Source organism: Xanthomarina sp. F1114, from assembly GCF_026410255.1.
Lineage (GTDB): Bacteria > Bacteroidota > Bacteroidia > Flavobacteriales > Flavobacteriaceae > Xanthomarina.
In genome coordinates, this window is sequence record NZ_JAPMLL010000001.1 from 305029 (window position 1) to 319140 (window position 14112).

Sequence of the window (14112 nt, forward strand, 5' to 3'; positions counted from 1 at the left end):
ATATTTTGGGCAAATGTAAAAAAGTAAAAGAGAAACTGTTAAAAAATAGTAAACAATATGGTGTATAAAATTTATCTATCGTCTAATCGCTGTTTAATAGAATATATTGATTACAAATGACTTTAATAGCTGCGTTTTCCGAGTGTTTTAGAAAAATTAGTATGTCTTGGCTGTTTTAAGATGAAATCTCTTGAATAAAGGCTTAAAATAAAGAATTAGCGATTTTTTATAACATAAATTAGTGAAGAATACTCACCTGAGCGTTTAGCTTTGTTATTTGAGAGCCACCCCACTCTAACAGCGTTAAAAATATTTAGCCAACCATTTTTATATTTCTCTGAAAGCATACTAACATAATAAGAATCGAAAATCATAGGTAGCGTTTTTACAACTTTCATATCTTTTTTAGAAATCAAGTTTGAAATTGATTCTTGAGAGAAATGCCAAAGATGTCTTGGCACATCAAAAGCGGCCCAAAACTTTTTATAATATAAGGCATCATAACTTTTATAATTTGGAACAGCAATTACTAAAGTACCCTCTGGTTTTAATAATTCTTGTAAATTAGAAATCTGCTTTTCTAAATTTGGTAAATGCTCCAGCACATGCCACAATGTTATAACATCAAAACTATTTTTCTCGAATTCTAAAAGTTGTTCTACATTAAAAACAGCATTCTTCGTTTTTTTATTGGCAATATCTCTAGCTTGTTTATTTGGCTCAATCCCAAAAATATTCCAACTATCGTTTTTAGCTGTTTCTAAAAAATCACCTGTTCCGCAACCTATGTCCAATAACTTTTTATTAGTAAAATTTGCTTCAGGTTTATTCTCTAGCCTGAACGAATTAATCAATTTTAATTTTCGTTTTAAAGAAATAGCTCGAACAAGATGATATACTTTTTCAAATAGATTTCTTTTCGAATCGGTATGAGATATATAATCTTCCGTTTTATAGTATTCTGGAAGTTGCTCTTCGTTTGGTTGTGGAAAAGTCTCTAGAAAGCCGAACACATTATTTTCAATTAATTGAAACTCCTCTCCAGAAACAGAAAAATCTTTAACTTTTAAATACACCTTTTTACTCTTCATAAAACGAATTCTTCCCTACTTAAAATAATAAATTGCATAATTGTTCCACGTGGAACACCTGAGAAACTTTTAACAAATTATCTTCCCATATACACTAAAAGTACGGAAACATCACTTGGAGAAACACCACTAATTCTCGATGCTTGAGAAATAGTTACTGGCTGGATTTTATTCAGTTTCTCTCTAGCCTCCATACTCATAGACTTTAATTTTGAATAATCGAAGTTTTTAGGAATTTTTATATTTTCTAGTCTATGAAGTTTATCCGCATTGTTCTTTTCCTTTTCAATATAACCGGAATATTTAATTTGAATTTCAGCTTGCTCGATAACTTCATTATCCAAATTATGAGTTTGAATATAATCTTCTACAGATTTCACTTTTCGCATATCTTCTATAGAGATATTAGGACGCGCAAAAATCTTAAACATCTTATCAGATTGTGTCATTAAAGAAGAGTTATTAGCTTCTAAAATAGGATTAATCTCTTCATGCTTTACGCTAGTATCAGCAAAGAATTTTACAAATGCTTCAGCCTTTTCTTGTTTCTCCTCCATCCGTCTCATACGTTTTTCTGAAGCTAAACCTAGCTCAAAAGATTTAGGGGTTAATCTAAAATCTGCATTATCCTGACGCAATAAAGTTCTATATTCAGCACGGGAAGTAAACATTCTATAGGGCTCTTCTGTACCTTTTGTAATCAAATCGTCGATTAAAACACCAATATAAGCCTCACTTCTACTTAAGGTAAAAGGATCTTTTTCATTAACTTTTAAAGATGCATTTATACCAGCCATTAATCCTTGAGATGCCGCTTCTTCATATCCCGTAGTTCCATTAATCTGTCCAGCAAAATACAAACCTTCTACAAGTTTTGTTTCTAAGGTATGCTGCAATTGAGTAGGTGGAAAATAATCGTATTCTATTGCATATCCCGGACGGAAAAATTTAACTTTTTCAAACCCAACTACCGAACTCAAAGCTTTAAATTGAACATCTTCTGGCAAAGAAGTTGAAAACCCATTAATATACATTTCCACCGTATTCCATCCTTCCGGTTCAATAAACAATTGATGTCTATCTTTATCTGCAAAACGATTTATTTTATCTTCAATAGATGGACAATATCTAGGCCCTAAACTTTTAATTCTACCATTAAACATTGGAGATCTTTCAAAACCTTCACGAAGTAAATCATGAACTTCCGGGCTTGTATAACTCATAAAACAAGATCGCTGCTTAACTAGTGGTTTGGTAACATCCAGATATGAAAACTTCTCTGGTTTTTCGTCTCCAGGCTGTTCAATCATTTTGGAAAAATCTAAAGATCTTCCATCCACTCTAGGAGGTGTTCCGGTTTTCATTCTACCAGATTCAAAACCTAAACTAACCAATTGTTCGGTTATACCAGTAGCAGCTTTTTCTCCAGATCTTCCACCGCCAAAATTCTTATCTCCTATATGGATTAGTCCGTTTAAAAAAGTTCCATTAGTTAATATAACAGACTTTGATTTAATTTCCAATCCAAGTGAAGTTTTTACACCAATAACCTTATTGCTTTTTACTAAGAGGCCAGATACCATTTCCTGATAAAAATCTAAATTCTCGGTATTCTCCAACATCAATCTCCAATCCTCAGCAAAGCGCATTCTATCACTTTGAACTCTTGGACTCCACATAGCAGGTCCTTTAGATTTGTTCAACATCTTAAATTGTATAGCAGAGGTATCACTAACAATACCACTATACCCTCCAAGCGCATCTATTTCTCTTACTATTTGCCCTTTTGCAATTCCTCCCATAGCAGGATTACAAGACATTTGTGCAATGTTTTGTAGATTCATGGTAATAAGCAATGTTTTGCTTCCCATATTTGCGGCAGCAGCAGCAGCTTCGCTACCTGCATGACCACCACCAACTACTATAACATCATATACTGAATTAAACATAAAGTTTTTTCTAATCTTATTAAAAATGCGATTTAAAATAACATTGTTCCACGTGGAACATTATTGCTACTAATTATTTCAAGCCCCAACTTGGGTTAAAATAACTTGCAAATATACGTTCATTTACCGAATCTTAGATAATAATTCCAGATATTGATTCTCCTTCCGTCTCATCAACTTTTCATCTTCTGGAGATTTATCTTTGAAGCCACAATAATGTAATACGCCATGAACCATAACACGATGTAATTCTTCGGAGAACGAAACATCAAAATCTTTTGCATTATCTGTTACTCTCTCTGTGGAAATATAGATATCACCTTGTATTAATTTTCCTACTGTGTAATCAAAACTAATAATGTCAGTTAGAGTGTCATGTTGCAGAAATTCAACATTCAATTTATGCAAATAATCATCGTTACAAAAGATATAATTAATCTCCCCTAATTTGAAGTCTTCATTTATAATCACCTCTTCTAACCAAGATGAAATTTGTGCCTCATTTTCTAAATGGAAGGTATTTTCAGAATTATAACTAATCATTGTCGAGCTTAAAATAGTCTTTAACTTTTTTATTGTAAATAGGCTGCAAAGGTAAACTTTGTCTATTTAAAATTTCGTTTGTATTAAAATATTCTTTGGCTTTTGGAATTTGATTATTGGTATTATTCTCAAATTCTGTGGCATTTGTCTCAGCTTTTCGTTTAGTATCTTGTCCCTGCTGAAACGTCGCATTCTCCATTTTTAATAATTGATGTTGTAAATTCATCATCTTCTCCAAAGTTCTTTGAGTAAAACCTTTGTTCAATAAATCCATTTCAACTTGTTCCATTTGTTTTAATAAATTACTATTTCCCGGGTTAATACCTTCTTTAGCTAGCTTCTCTTCTAAAGCTCTTCTAATTTCTTGTTGTTGTTGATAGATTCTAAATAGTTCTCCATGCATTTCATCAGACATGGAACCTTCTCCTTCTCCTTGCTGTTGGCCATCATTACCGGAGTTACCATCCTTTCCATCCTTTCCTTCCTTATCCCCGGATTTACCTTTATCTCCATCCTTCCCTTTTTCACCTTCTTTTCCTTCCTCACCGTCTTCTTTAGGCTTACCATCTTGACTTTTTTTCATACCATCCTCCATTTGCTTGTTCAATTCCTCCTGACTCATTATAATATCCGGTAACCCTTGCTCAGGTTTTCCTTGTCCGCCGGAACCTTGGCCACTAGATTGCATTTGCATAGAATCCATAATATTACTCAAAAAGTCGGCTAAATTATTGGCGGCAGTAATAGTATATTGTTGATTAGAAGCACCTTTAAAAATATTATTATCTGAAAATTGTTCCAAGGATTTATCTATATTATAAAACACTTCAGAAATCTCTCTATTTACAAATTCAGAAAGTTTTGGTTGTCTTAAAGATAAGGCAAACAAGCTGTCGTCTATATGAGAAAAATGTTCTTTTAAAGTATGTTGTTTCTTTAAATACTCAGCATATTTATTATGATTAACCTCAATACTTTTAAACTGATTCATTAACGCTTCTTGATCGAATGAAAACAAAACAAGGTTATCTAAAATCTGACGTAACATAGCAATATCTTCTTGCATCTGTTCTCCACCACCACCCATCATTTGCATACTTGCTTGCATTTTCTGGCTCATATTTTTCATTTTTTCACCAGCCTGTTTTTGTTTTTTAGTAGCGTTTTGTTCATTTTGCTCAGCGTCCTCTTCTTGACTATTTTCTTCGTTTTTCTCTTTTTTGCCTAACTCTTCAGAAGCATCCTTTTGATCCTTTTTAATATCTTCCTCTTGCTTTTCATTGTTAGGAATTTTCATAGGGTCTATTAAACTTTCGTTTTCCTTTTCAAGTTTTTCCATTTCCTTTTGAAAATCTTCGAACTCCTTATTTAGTTCTTCTTGCTTTTCTTTGGTATTATTTTCTTTAGTTTCGTTTGACAGATCCAACTGTTTTTTAGCTAAATCTTCCAATTCTTTTTGAAGTCTTTCAAACTTCTTAGTTACATAATACTTCTTAGTTAATTCCAATAATTGTTCCAGGCTTCTTTTCTTGCTTTTATTTTGTTTTGCAAGTTGTTCTAGTTTTTCTGAAAGTTCTTCTTTATTTATTTTATCCTGGAGTTTTTCTAACTCTTCCAAAAGCTTTTCATCCTTTTTAAGCTGTTCTTCGTTGTCTTTTAATCGCTCCTTTAAATCTTCTTTAAACTGATCATTCTCTTCATTTTGTTGTTGAAATTGTTCTAAGTTTTCTTTGAGCTCCTTATTGAAATTTTGCATCATTTCTTCTTGTTGCTTTTGTCGCTTTAAGAAATTTTCTAATTGCCTTTTATCGTTAAAATTCAATTCGGCCTTTTCTTTTTGAGTTTTAGAAAGAGATTCTAATTCCTTTTCTGTTTCCTGAAACTTTTCAAGGGATTTATCTAAGTTTTGGATAGTTTCATTTTGCTGTTCCAACTGTTTTTGCTCTTCTTCCTCCTGCGTTAATTTTCTATAAGAATAAACAGTGCTCTTGGTACTTTTATAATTGTTTAAAGCGTCATTATCAAATACTTGAAAAAACAAATTATAACTCACACCTTCTTTTAAATCTAACTGATTTGGAAAAGCGGTAATAAAATCTGCTACATTAGATGAGGAAATTGGAATGGGTTCAAATTTTGTTAACTGTTGATTATCAATAGGATAGTATACTAATTGAAGTTTACTCAATCCATAATCGTCACTCGCTTGTCCATGAAAATAAAGAGATTGCTGATCTAGGCTATCTACAGCCATTTTAATTGATAATTCGGGATGCTCGTCCGTAATAACATCAATGCTATAAGACAGGATTTCATAGTTTTTTAATTTAGAATTACTAGTTGTTAAGCTATAGTCTAAAGGCGTTGAGACTTGTTTTGTGGTTTCAAATCTATCCGAATCAGTTTTTCTTAATTCAAGGGTATCTTTAGAGATTAAATGAACATGATCGGTTGCTTTGGTAGCTAGTTTCCATGTAATTTTTGTTCCCTGTGGAACTATGGCATTACCTGTGCTTTTTAGAATCTCATCTGTTCTTTTGGTATAGGATGGATAATCCAAGAACATTTCGAAATTGAGCAGACTTGGCACTTCAAATACATTCAAAACATAAGGTTTCGACTTTACGGTATTGGCTGATAATTGGAATTCGATATCGGATTTTGGCTTAGAAAAAACATACTCAAAGTTTCCTGAGCTTACTTGTTGCAAAACATAAGACTCCTTATTAAATGTAATTTTAACATTTTCTGGAACCACATCTCCAGCCGTTGACACCTTCAATTTAAAGTCGGTGTTCTCATTAGTATTTAGAGATTCATTCAAAATAAAAAATTGAAAAGGAGCTGGAGGTTCGTAGGCAGTTTTATAATTAACCACACGTTGATAACTATCGCTAAACCAGTTTATATGTCCTGTTATAAAGGTTAGAAATAAAATAACAATCGGAATAGCCGCATATTTAAGATATTTTAAATTGGATTTAAAATTAACAGCCAACTTGAAAGGAATAGGTTGTAATTCGGCAGATTTTTGATTGATACTTGCCAATAAGAGTTCAGAATCTGCTGAGTTTATATCTCCCGATTCGTTTAATTGAAGTACATTTAATAATTTATCTTGAACTTCAGGAAAATGATTTCCTATTAATTTCGAAGCTTCCTTAAAATCTATTCCTTTTTGAAGTTTAAACAACTTAGCTAATGGAATAGCAATAAATTTATAAAACAAGGCCAACTCTACTCCAATAAAAGCCCAAAATAATATGGTTCTGGCCGAAGTGTTTAACCATAAAATATACTCGACAAAAAGTGTAAACAAAAAGTATAAAAATCCTAAAGCAAAGAATAAAATTGCTCCTTTTAGCAATTCATTCGTATAAAAACGCCTAATAAATTGCTCCAGTTTTAATTGAATATCTTGGAATTTTGCCATCTAAATTTAGTACCAGTTTTCTTAACCACTAAAACTACAATAATAATTTTACTCTTATATACTTAGCATTTGTAAAACTTAGTTAATTTTAAAAAAATAGTTTAAGAAGCTTTCTTTATTGCTTTATACTATTTTCTTTGCTCTTTCTTGTTCTCTGCTCTATCTTTGCAACTTCAAACAAAACAACATGTCAAAACAAGTAAGAGTGCGTTTTGCACCAAGTCCAACAGGACCTTTACATATTGGAGGTGTTAGAACAGCACTTTTTAACTACCTATTTGCAAAAAAAAACAACGGAACCTTTATTCTTAGAATTGAAGATACAGACCAAAACAGGTTTGTTGAAGGAGCAGAAAATTATATTGTTGAATCCTTAAATTGGTGTGGTATAACATTTGATGAAGGTCCAGGAAAAAACGAAAAGTTTGGTCCTTATAGACAAAGTGAGCGTAAGCATTTATATAAAGAATTTGCTGATAAATTGATTGCTTCCGGACATGCCTACTATGCGTTTGATACAGCTGAAGCTCTAGATTTACATAGAAAAAATCACGAAGCAGAAGGGAAAACCTTTATCTATAATTGGCATAATCGATTAAAATTAGATAACTCTTTATCGCTTTCTGCCGAAGAAACTAAAAGTAAATTAGATGCAGGCGAAGACTATGTCGTTCGTTTTAAATCGCCTCAAGATGAAACTCTTCATCTTACAGATATTATTCGTGGAAAAATAACTATAGATACCAATATTCTTGACGATAAGGTTTTGTTTAAAAGTGATGGCATGCCAACTTACCATTTAGCCAATATTGTAGACGACCATTTAATGGAAATCTCGCATGTTATTCGTGGAGAAGAATGGTTGCCTTCTTTAGCATTACACTATCAATTATATGATGCTTTTGGCTGGGATGCTCCTGAATTTGCACATTTACCACTTATCTTAAAACCAACCGGAAAAGGAAAATTAAGTAAACGTGATGGTGATAAACTAGGATTTCCTGTATTCCCTTTAGCATATAAAGATCATAAAACAGAGGAAATTTCCCGTGGTTATAGAGAAGATGGATATTTTCCAGAAGCTGTTGTAAACTTTTTAGCCTTTTTAGGATGGAATCCTGGTACAGAACAAGAAATTTTTAGTTTAGAAGAATTGGTTCAGGCATTCGATTTAAGTCGTGTAAATAAAGCTGGAGCTAGATTTGATCCAGACAAAATAAAATGGTTTAACCACCATTATATGCAAGAACAAAATAACGATGATCTTGCTAAACAGTTTCAAATGTTATTTCCAGAAGAGTTAAAAGACATTGATGTAAATTATATTTCAATGGTAATTAACTTAATTAAAGAACGAGCTACTTTTGTAACTGATTTTTGGGATTTAGGACATTTTTTCTTCGAAACCCCATCAAATCTTGATGAAAAAGCTGTAAAAAAAGCTTGGAAAGAAGATTCTCCAGATCTTATGAAAGAACTAGTAACCCTTATTTCTTCTGTTGAAAATTATACGATTGAAAACCTTCAAACAAGTATTAAAGGCTGGATAACATCAAAAGAAATAGGTTTTGGAAAAGTAATGATGCCATTACGTTTGGCATTGGTTGGCGCTTTACAAGGTCCTGAAGTTTTTGATATTATGTATTTAATTGGGAAAGATGAAAGCGTGAGACGTATAGAGAATCTTATCAATACACTATCATAAATCAATACACTATCATAAAAAAAAGCGACCAAATGGTCGCTTTCTTTAGCTTATAATTTAATCCTTGATCATACAGGAATTTATAATTAATATATTTTAAAACCCTTCCACTCTGTATAAATAAAAGCTTTTTAAAATGTAATCATTGCAGTTAGTGCAAGCATAGATTGGTTTCCTTTTATTTTTTTATCGTTTCCTGTTAAGTCCAAATTACTATCATTTAACTTTGCAAGCATATTTGTAAACCCATAAATATATTGGGCTTTTAGTTTAAAAAAACCAAACCCCGCTGAAGCTCCAATTGCTCCGTCCACGTTAAAATTAGAAATGTCTCTTAAGTCCTTCGCCATTAAATTTGTATAAGAATTTACAATATAATTTTCGTAAGCTTTATCCTTAATTTCCATATCACTATTGTATTGAATCATAGGACCAACATCAACAGTTAAAAAGCTCTGAATTATTTTTACATGTAATAATAATGCAATTTGGGCGGTAAATATTTTATAATCTACAAATTCATCCATCGGACTCACTAAAAGTGGTTTAGCAGCGATACCTACATTATTTTCAGACAATTGAATGATGTAACTTACATTATACCATTTATGTGGAATATCAACAGTAGCCGAGGCTCCTGCCTGCCATCCATTTCCTTTTTTAGTTATAAAATTATCAGTTAAAATATCGTATTGTGTGATACCTCCATAAATACCAAATCCATTTTTTATCTGATATCTATTCATTTGTCCATAAGACATTGTAACAAAACCAATACATAATGCTACTAATACTATAAGTTGTTTTTTTTGCATAAGCCATCTAGTGTGATTGTTACAAATATAACTTAAATTCGTAGTGAACTATTTTACAAACTAAAAAAAATCCTAATTATGTTATACATTCCCTTTATAATCGTTGGTTTATTTATATTTATCTCTTTGTTTTTTATTGTAAAACAACAAACAGCAGTTATTGTTGAGCGTTTTGGTAAATTTCAAAGTATCCGTCATTCTGGACTTCAATTAAAAATTCCTTTAGTCGATAGAATTGCTGGAAGATTGAGTTTAAAAATTCAGCAATTAGATGTTATTATTGAAACAAAAACATTAGACGATGTATTTGTAAGGCTAAAAGTTTCTGTTCAATACATGGTAATAAAAGAAAAAGTATATGATGCCTTTTATAAATTAGATTATCCTCACGAACAAATAACCAGTTATGTTTTTGATGTGGTTCGAGCAGAAGTTCCAAAAATGAAATTGGATGATGTCTTTGTTAAAAAAGACGATATTGCTTTAGCTGTAAAAGCAGAATTAAACGATGCTATGTCCGATTATGGGTTTGATATTATTAAAACCTTAGTAACAGATATAGACCCAGATGCTCAAGTAAAGCAAGCTATGAATCGTATTAATGCTTCCGAACGTGAAAAAATTGCAGCTCAGTTTGAAGGAGATGCCGCAAGAATCTTAATTGTTGAAAAAGCAAAAGCCGAAGCAGAAAGTAAGCGTTTACAGGGTCAAGGTATTGCAGATCAACGTCGGGAAATTGCCAGAGGTTTAGAAGAATCTGTAGATGTTTTAAATCGTGTAGGTATTAATAGTCAAGAAGCGTCTGCCCTAATTGTTGTAACACAACATTACGACACTTTACAAGCTATAGGCGGAGAAACTAATACCAACTTAATATTGCTACCAAACTCGCCACAAGCAGGAAGTAATATGTTAAACGATATGGTAGCTAGTTTTACAGCTAGTAATCAAATTGGAGAAGCTATGAAGAATTCTAAAAAGAAGAAGGAAGAATAATTCAACGTAAATAATACGTTTACCCATAAAAAAAGCCACCAATTTTTAAAAATTGGTGGTTTTAATTTTTAAGCTTCTTTCTTTGCAATTAAATCTTTTAAAATGGCCAAATACTTCTCCAATTCTTCTGTAGAAATGTTTGGATTTTCTACGTTGGGAATAGTTATGGGATGTTCGTCCAAGTGTTTGTAACTAATTGGATATTCCTTCTTAATATAAAGTAATAAACTTGATATTTCTGTAAGTAACTCTTTCACTGTTTTCATATTAACTTCTAATCATTTAATAATCTAAAAGATACTAAAAATAAAGTCACTTTCAAAATAGATAAGTTAATCTTAACAATTTGATTTATAGTTAAATATAATTAAAGGAATTTCAAAGTCTGGAAACCTATAATTAGGCAGATAACATCAAAATATTACATAAAAAAAGACCCCGAATTAGATGATTCGAGGTCTAGTAATTACACTATTTTATTGTACTTAAATAGCCTTTGCTTCAGCCACTAAAAGCTCATTATTATCGTTTAAGGCTTTCTCAATAAAATCATTAATTTCTGAGTTTCTTTCTTGTCCATTTTCAATTAAAACGTTTAAAATTAACATGGCAGCAATTCTAGTTCCAACTTTCTTAACTGCTGTGTTAAATAAAGGTTCAAGCTCATCATAACTAACATTTTGTGCTAATTCTAAGATTTCAGCTTTCACATTTTGCTGTTTAGCTTCTGGAAGATTTGTGTATTTTTTTCCTAATTTCTGAATAATATCAATTGCCTTTCTCTTTGGCTGATTTTGTTGTGGCTTTTGTTGGTTTGTATTTTCTCTTGGCTTTTGTTTTGCCCAAGAATCCTTTAAACCAACAGTTTTATTGAAAACAAGCTTCTCTGAAGAAGAATCGTTATCTACATTAAAATAACCAATACGTTGAAATTGGAACCTATCTCCTACTTTTGCTTCTGATAAACTAGGCTCTACATAAGCTTCAACAATTTTTAAAGATTCAGGATTAATAAACTCCATAAAATCTTTGTCTGGATGTGCATCTGGTGCTTCGTCTAAAAACAATCTATCGTATTCTCTAACTTCAGCTTTTATAGCATGTGGAATAGAAACCCAATGCAGAGTTCCTTTTACTTTTATGCTTGTATCTTCAGTATAAGTACAGTGAATTTCTATTATATTTCCCTTTTCATCTTTTACAACACTTTCACCTTTTATGATATAAGCATTTTTTAAACGAACTTCTTTTCCTAAAGTTAATCTGAAATATTTACTATTTGCTTGTTCTTTAAAATCGTCTTTTTCAATATAAATCTCGCGAGAAAATGGCACCTTTCTATATCCGGCGCTATCATCTTCCTGATTATTTTCGGCTTCCAGCCATTCTACTTTTCCTTCCGGATAATTAGTAATAACCACCTTAACAGGATCTAAAACAGCCATGACTCTTGGTGCTGTTTTATTTAAATCCTCGCGAATGCAAAACTCTAATAAAGCAACATCAATTACGTTATCACGTTTTGCAACTCCCACAGTTTCTACAAATTTTCTAATAGAATTTGGCGTGTAACCACGTCTGCGAAGTCCTGAAATAGTAGGCATTCTTGGATCATCCCACCCCGATACAATTTTCTCTTCCACCAATTTAAGCAACTTACGTTTACTCATTATGGTATAACTTAAGTTTAAACGCGCAAATTCACGCTGTTTTGGAAGCATTGGCAGCTCTTCTGGCTGGTATTTATATACTTGTTCTTTAAACCAGTTGTAAAGCTCTCTATGAGGCTTAAATTCAAGCGAGCATAATGAATGTGAAATCTGTTCTATATAATCACTTTCTCCATGTGTCCAATCGTACATGGGATAAATACACCAATCCGTTCCCGTTCTGTGATGCGATTTTTTTAGAATACGATACATCAATGGGTCGCGCATTAACATATTAGGATGTTGCATGTCTATTTTTGCACGAAGTACATGAGAACCTTCATTAAATTCTCCGTCTTTCATACGTTGAAATAAATCTAAATTCTCTTCTATACTTCTATTTCTATACGGTCCATCCACTCCTGGTTGAGTTGGAGTACCTTTTTGCTGGGCCATAATTTCACTAGATTGTGAATCCACATAAGCTTTTCCTTCTTTTATAAGAGCAACCGCCCAATCGTATAACTGCTGAAAGTAATCTGACGAATATAATTCGTTGGCCCATTTATAACCTAACCAAGAAATATCTTCTTTTATAGCATCCACATATTCCTGTTCTTCTTTCGCCGGATTTGTATCGTCAAAACGAAGGTTTACTGGTGCCTTGTATTTTTCGCCTAAACCAAAACTAATTCCAATGGCTTTAGTATGACCAATATGTAAATAACCATTTGGCTCTGGTGGAAAACGAAACCGTAAAGCTTCCTTTTTTAAGCCATTAGCCAGATCTTCTTCTATAATATGCTCAATAAAATTGAGAGATTTTGATTCTTCAGACATAAGATATTCTTTATTCAAAACATGAAGCGCAAAATTAAGTAATTTTACACTAATTGTAACATCTCAACCGTTTTTCGTACCTATAATAAAAACTTATACTATGCAACATAGAAATTATGAATGTCCAAAATGCCATAATCGTACCTATCAAGTAGATCAAATGCAAGCCACGGGTGGACTATTTACTAAGCTTTTTAATATTCAAAATAAAAAATTCACCTCTGTAACTTGCACAAAATGTACGTATACCGAATTTTATAAATCTAAAACAAGTGCAATTGGTAATATTTTTGATTTCTTCACAAATTAATTATTTAGCTAATAATTAAATTTAAAAATGTTGTAAAAGTGCCAATCTGAATAGTATTTTTGTCCTATGGGAATAATAAAAGTTGAAAATATAAGAGTTTTTGCACATCATGGATGTTTAAAGGAAGAAACAACCATTGGATGCGATTATAGAGTAGATTTAGAAGTAACAGCTAGTTTAAAAAAGTCGGCTAAAACAGATGCATTAAGCGATACGGTAGATTATGTTTTTTTAAATAGAATTGTTAGAGAAGAGATGCAAAAACCGTCTAAACTATTGGAAACAGTAGCTAAACGAATTTTAAACAGAATTTTTAAAGAAGACAATTTAGTAAAAAAAGCAACTATTGGCGTGAGTAAATTAAATCCTCCTATTGGTGGTGATGTTGAAATGGTTACCATAAAAATGACCAAAAAGCGTAAAAAGTAGCTTCTAAATAGCGAATGAGCTTAAAATTTTTTACATTTGCAGTCATCAAAAATAAACCCTCCGTTTAAACTTTGTTTTTAGGAAGTTAAAATATAGGATTTATAGGGTGTCGTGGCCGAGTGGCTAGGCAGTGGTCTGCAACACCATCTACAGCGGTTCGAATCCGCTCGACACCTCAAAGAAGAGTTACCATTTGGTAACTCTTTTTTTGTCTTAAATTTTAAAAAAATTTAGAGTAAGATAACTACAGTGGTTCAAAAGTATAATCTGAAACTTCTCTGAAAGCCTAAACTTAATAATTAAAGGTTTTTTTATTTTAAATTTTGGACAATATAGAATAAGATAACTACAG

General features: G+C 31.9%; 11 protein-coding genes and 1 tRNA gene. 5 read left to right on the forward strand and 7 right to left on the reverse strand.

Translation table 11 applies throughout. The annotated features are described in order from the left end of the window. Positions 1–215: 215 nt before the first annotated feature. The 4 genes from OS188_RS01310 to OS188_RS01325 all read right to left on the reverse strand — a co-directional run bounded on the left by OS188_RS01310 (position 216) and on the right by OS188_RS01325 (position 7016). Complete coding sequence (locus OS188_RS01310) at positions 216–1091, reverse strand: class I SAM-dependent methyltransferase (protein ID WP_267147001.1); 876 nt, start codon at positions 1089–1091, stop codon at positions 216–218. A gap of 77 nt (positions 1092–1168) precedes the next feature. Then, positions 1169–3040, reverse strand: coding sequence for a tRNA uridine-5-carboxymethylaminomethyl(34) synthesis enzyme MnmG (mnmG, locus tag OS188_RS01315; protein ID WP_267147002.1), 1872 nt, complete (start codon positions 3038–3040; stop codon positions 1169–1171). Between the two features lie 123 nt (positions 3041–3163). Then, positions 3164–3583 carry an rRNA maturation RNase YbeY gene (ybeY, locus tag OS188_RS01320; protein WP_267147003.1) on the reverse strand — a complete coding sequence of 140 codons (420 nt, stop codon included), beginning with the start codon at positions 3581–3583 and terminating at the stop codon, positions 3164–3166. Further along, on the reverse strand, positions 3576–7016 hold the full coding sequence (locus OS188_RS01325; protein WP_267147004.1) for a coiled-coil domain-containing protein: 3441 nt from the start codon (positions 7014–7016) through the stop codon (positions 3576–3578). The genes ybeY and OS188_RS01325 overlap by 8 nt, the downstream gene beginning before the upstream one ends. 187 nt (positions 7017–7203) lie before the next feature. Here OS188_RS01325 and gltX point away from each other — a divergent pair, with 187 nt between their 5' ends. Continuing rightward, positions 7204–8721 carry a glutamate--tRNA ligase gene (gltX, locus tag OS188_RS01330; RefSeq protein ID WP_267147005.1) on the forward strand — a complete coding sequence of 506 codons (1518 nt, stop codon included), beginning with the start codon at positions 7204–7206 and terminating at the stop codon, positions 8719–8721. A 131-nt stretch (positions 8722–8852) separates the two neighbouring features. Here the strand turns inward: gltX and OS188_RS01335 are convergent, their stop codons facing one another. Beyond that, positions 8853–9536 carry a hypothetical protein gene (locus OS188_RS01335; RefSeq protein WP_267147006.1) on the reverse strand — a complete coding sequence of 228 codons (684 nt, stop codon included), beginning with the start codon at positions 9534–9536 and terminating at the stop codon, positions 8853–8855. Between the two features lie 78 nt (positions 9537–9614). On the opposite strand from OS188_RS01335, the gene OS188_RS01340 reads away from it, so the two are divergent. Continuing rightward, on the forward strand, positions 9615–10532 hold the full coding sequence (locus tag OS188_RS01340; RefSeq protein WP_267147007.1) for an SPFH domain-containing protein: 918 nt from the start codon (positions 9615–9617) through the stop codon (positions 10530–10532). A gap of 68 nt (positions 10533–10600) precedes the next feature. On the opposite strand, the gene OS188_RS01345 is transcribed toward OS188_RS01340, so the two are convergent. Further along, the gene (locus tag OS188_RS01345; protein ID WP_267147008.1) at positions 10601–10798 is read right to left on the reverse strand and encodes a hypothetical protein; all 198 of its coding nucleotides are present in this window, start codon (positions 10796–10798) and stop codon (positions 10601–10603) included. 219 nt (positions 10799–11017) lie between these two features. After that, entirely contained in the window at positions 11018–13021 is a 2004-nt protein-coding gene (locus OS188_RS01350; protein ID WP_267147009.1) for a glutamine--tRNA ligase/YqeY domain fusion protein, read from the reverse strand. A gap of 100 nt (positions 13022–13121) precedes the next feature. Here OS188_RS01350 and OS188_RS01355 point away from each other — a divergent pair, with 100 nt between their 5' ends. The 3 genes from OS188_RS01355 (at position 13122) to OS188_RS01365 (ending at position 13936) form a co-directional block, all read left to right on the forward strand. Next, the gene (locus OS188_RS01355; protein WP_267147010.1) at positions 13122–13331 is read left to right on the forward strand and encodes a zinc ribbon domain-containing protein; all 210 of its coding nucleotides are present in this window, start codon (positions 13122–13124) and stop codon (positions 13329–13331) included. A gap of 66 nt (positions 13332–13397) precedes the next feature. Beyond that, positions 13398–13760, forward strand: coding sequence for a dihydroneopterin aldolase (gene folB, locus OS188_RS01360; protein ID WP_267147011.1), 363 nt, complete (start codon positions 13398–13400; stop codon positions 13758–13760). A 105-nt stretch (positions 13761–13865) separates the two neighbouring features. Then, positions 13866–13936, forward strand: a tRNA-Cys gene (locus OS188_RS01365). The last annotated feature ends 176 nt before the right edge of the window (positions 13937–14112 follow it).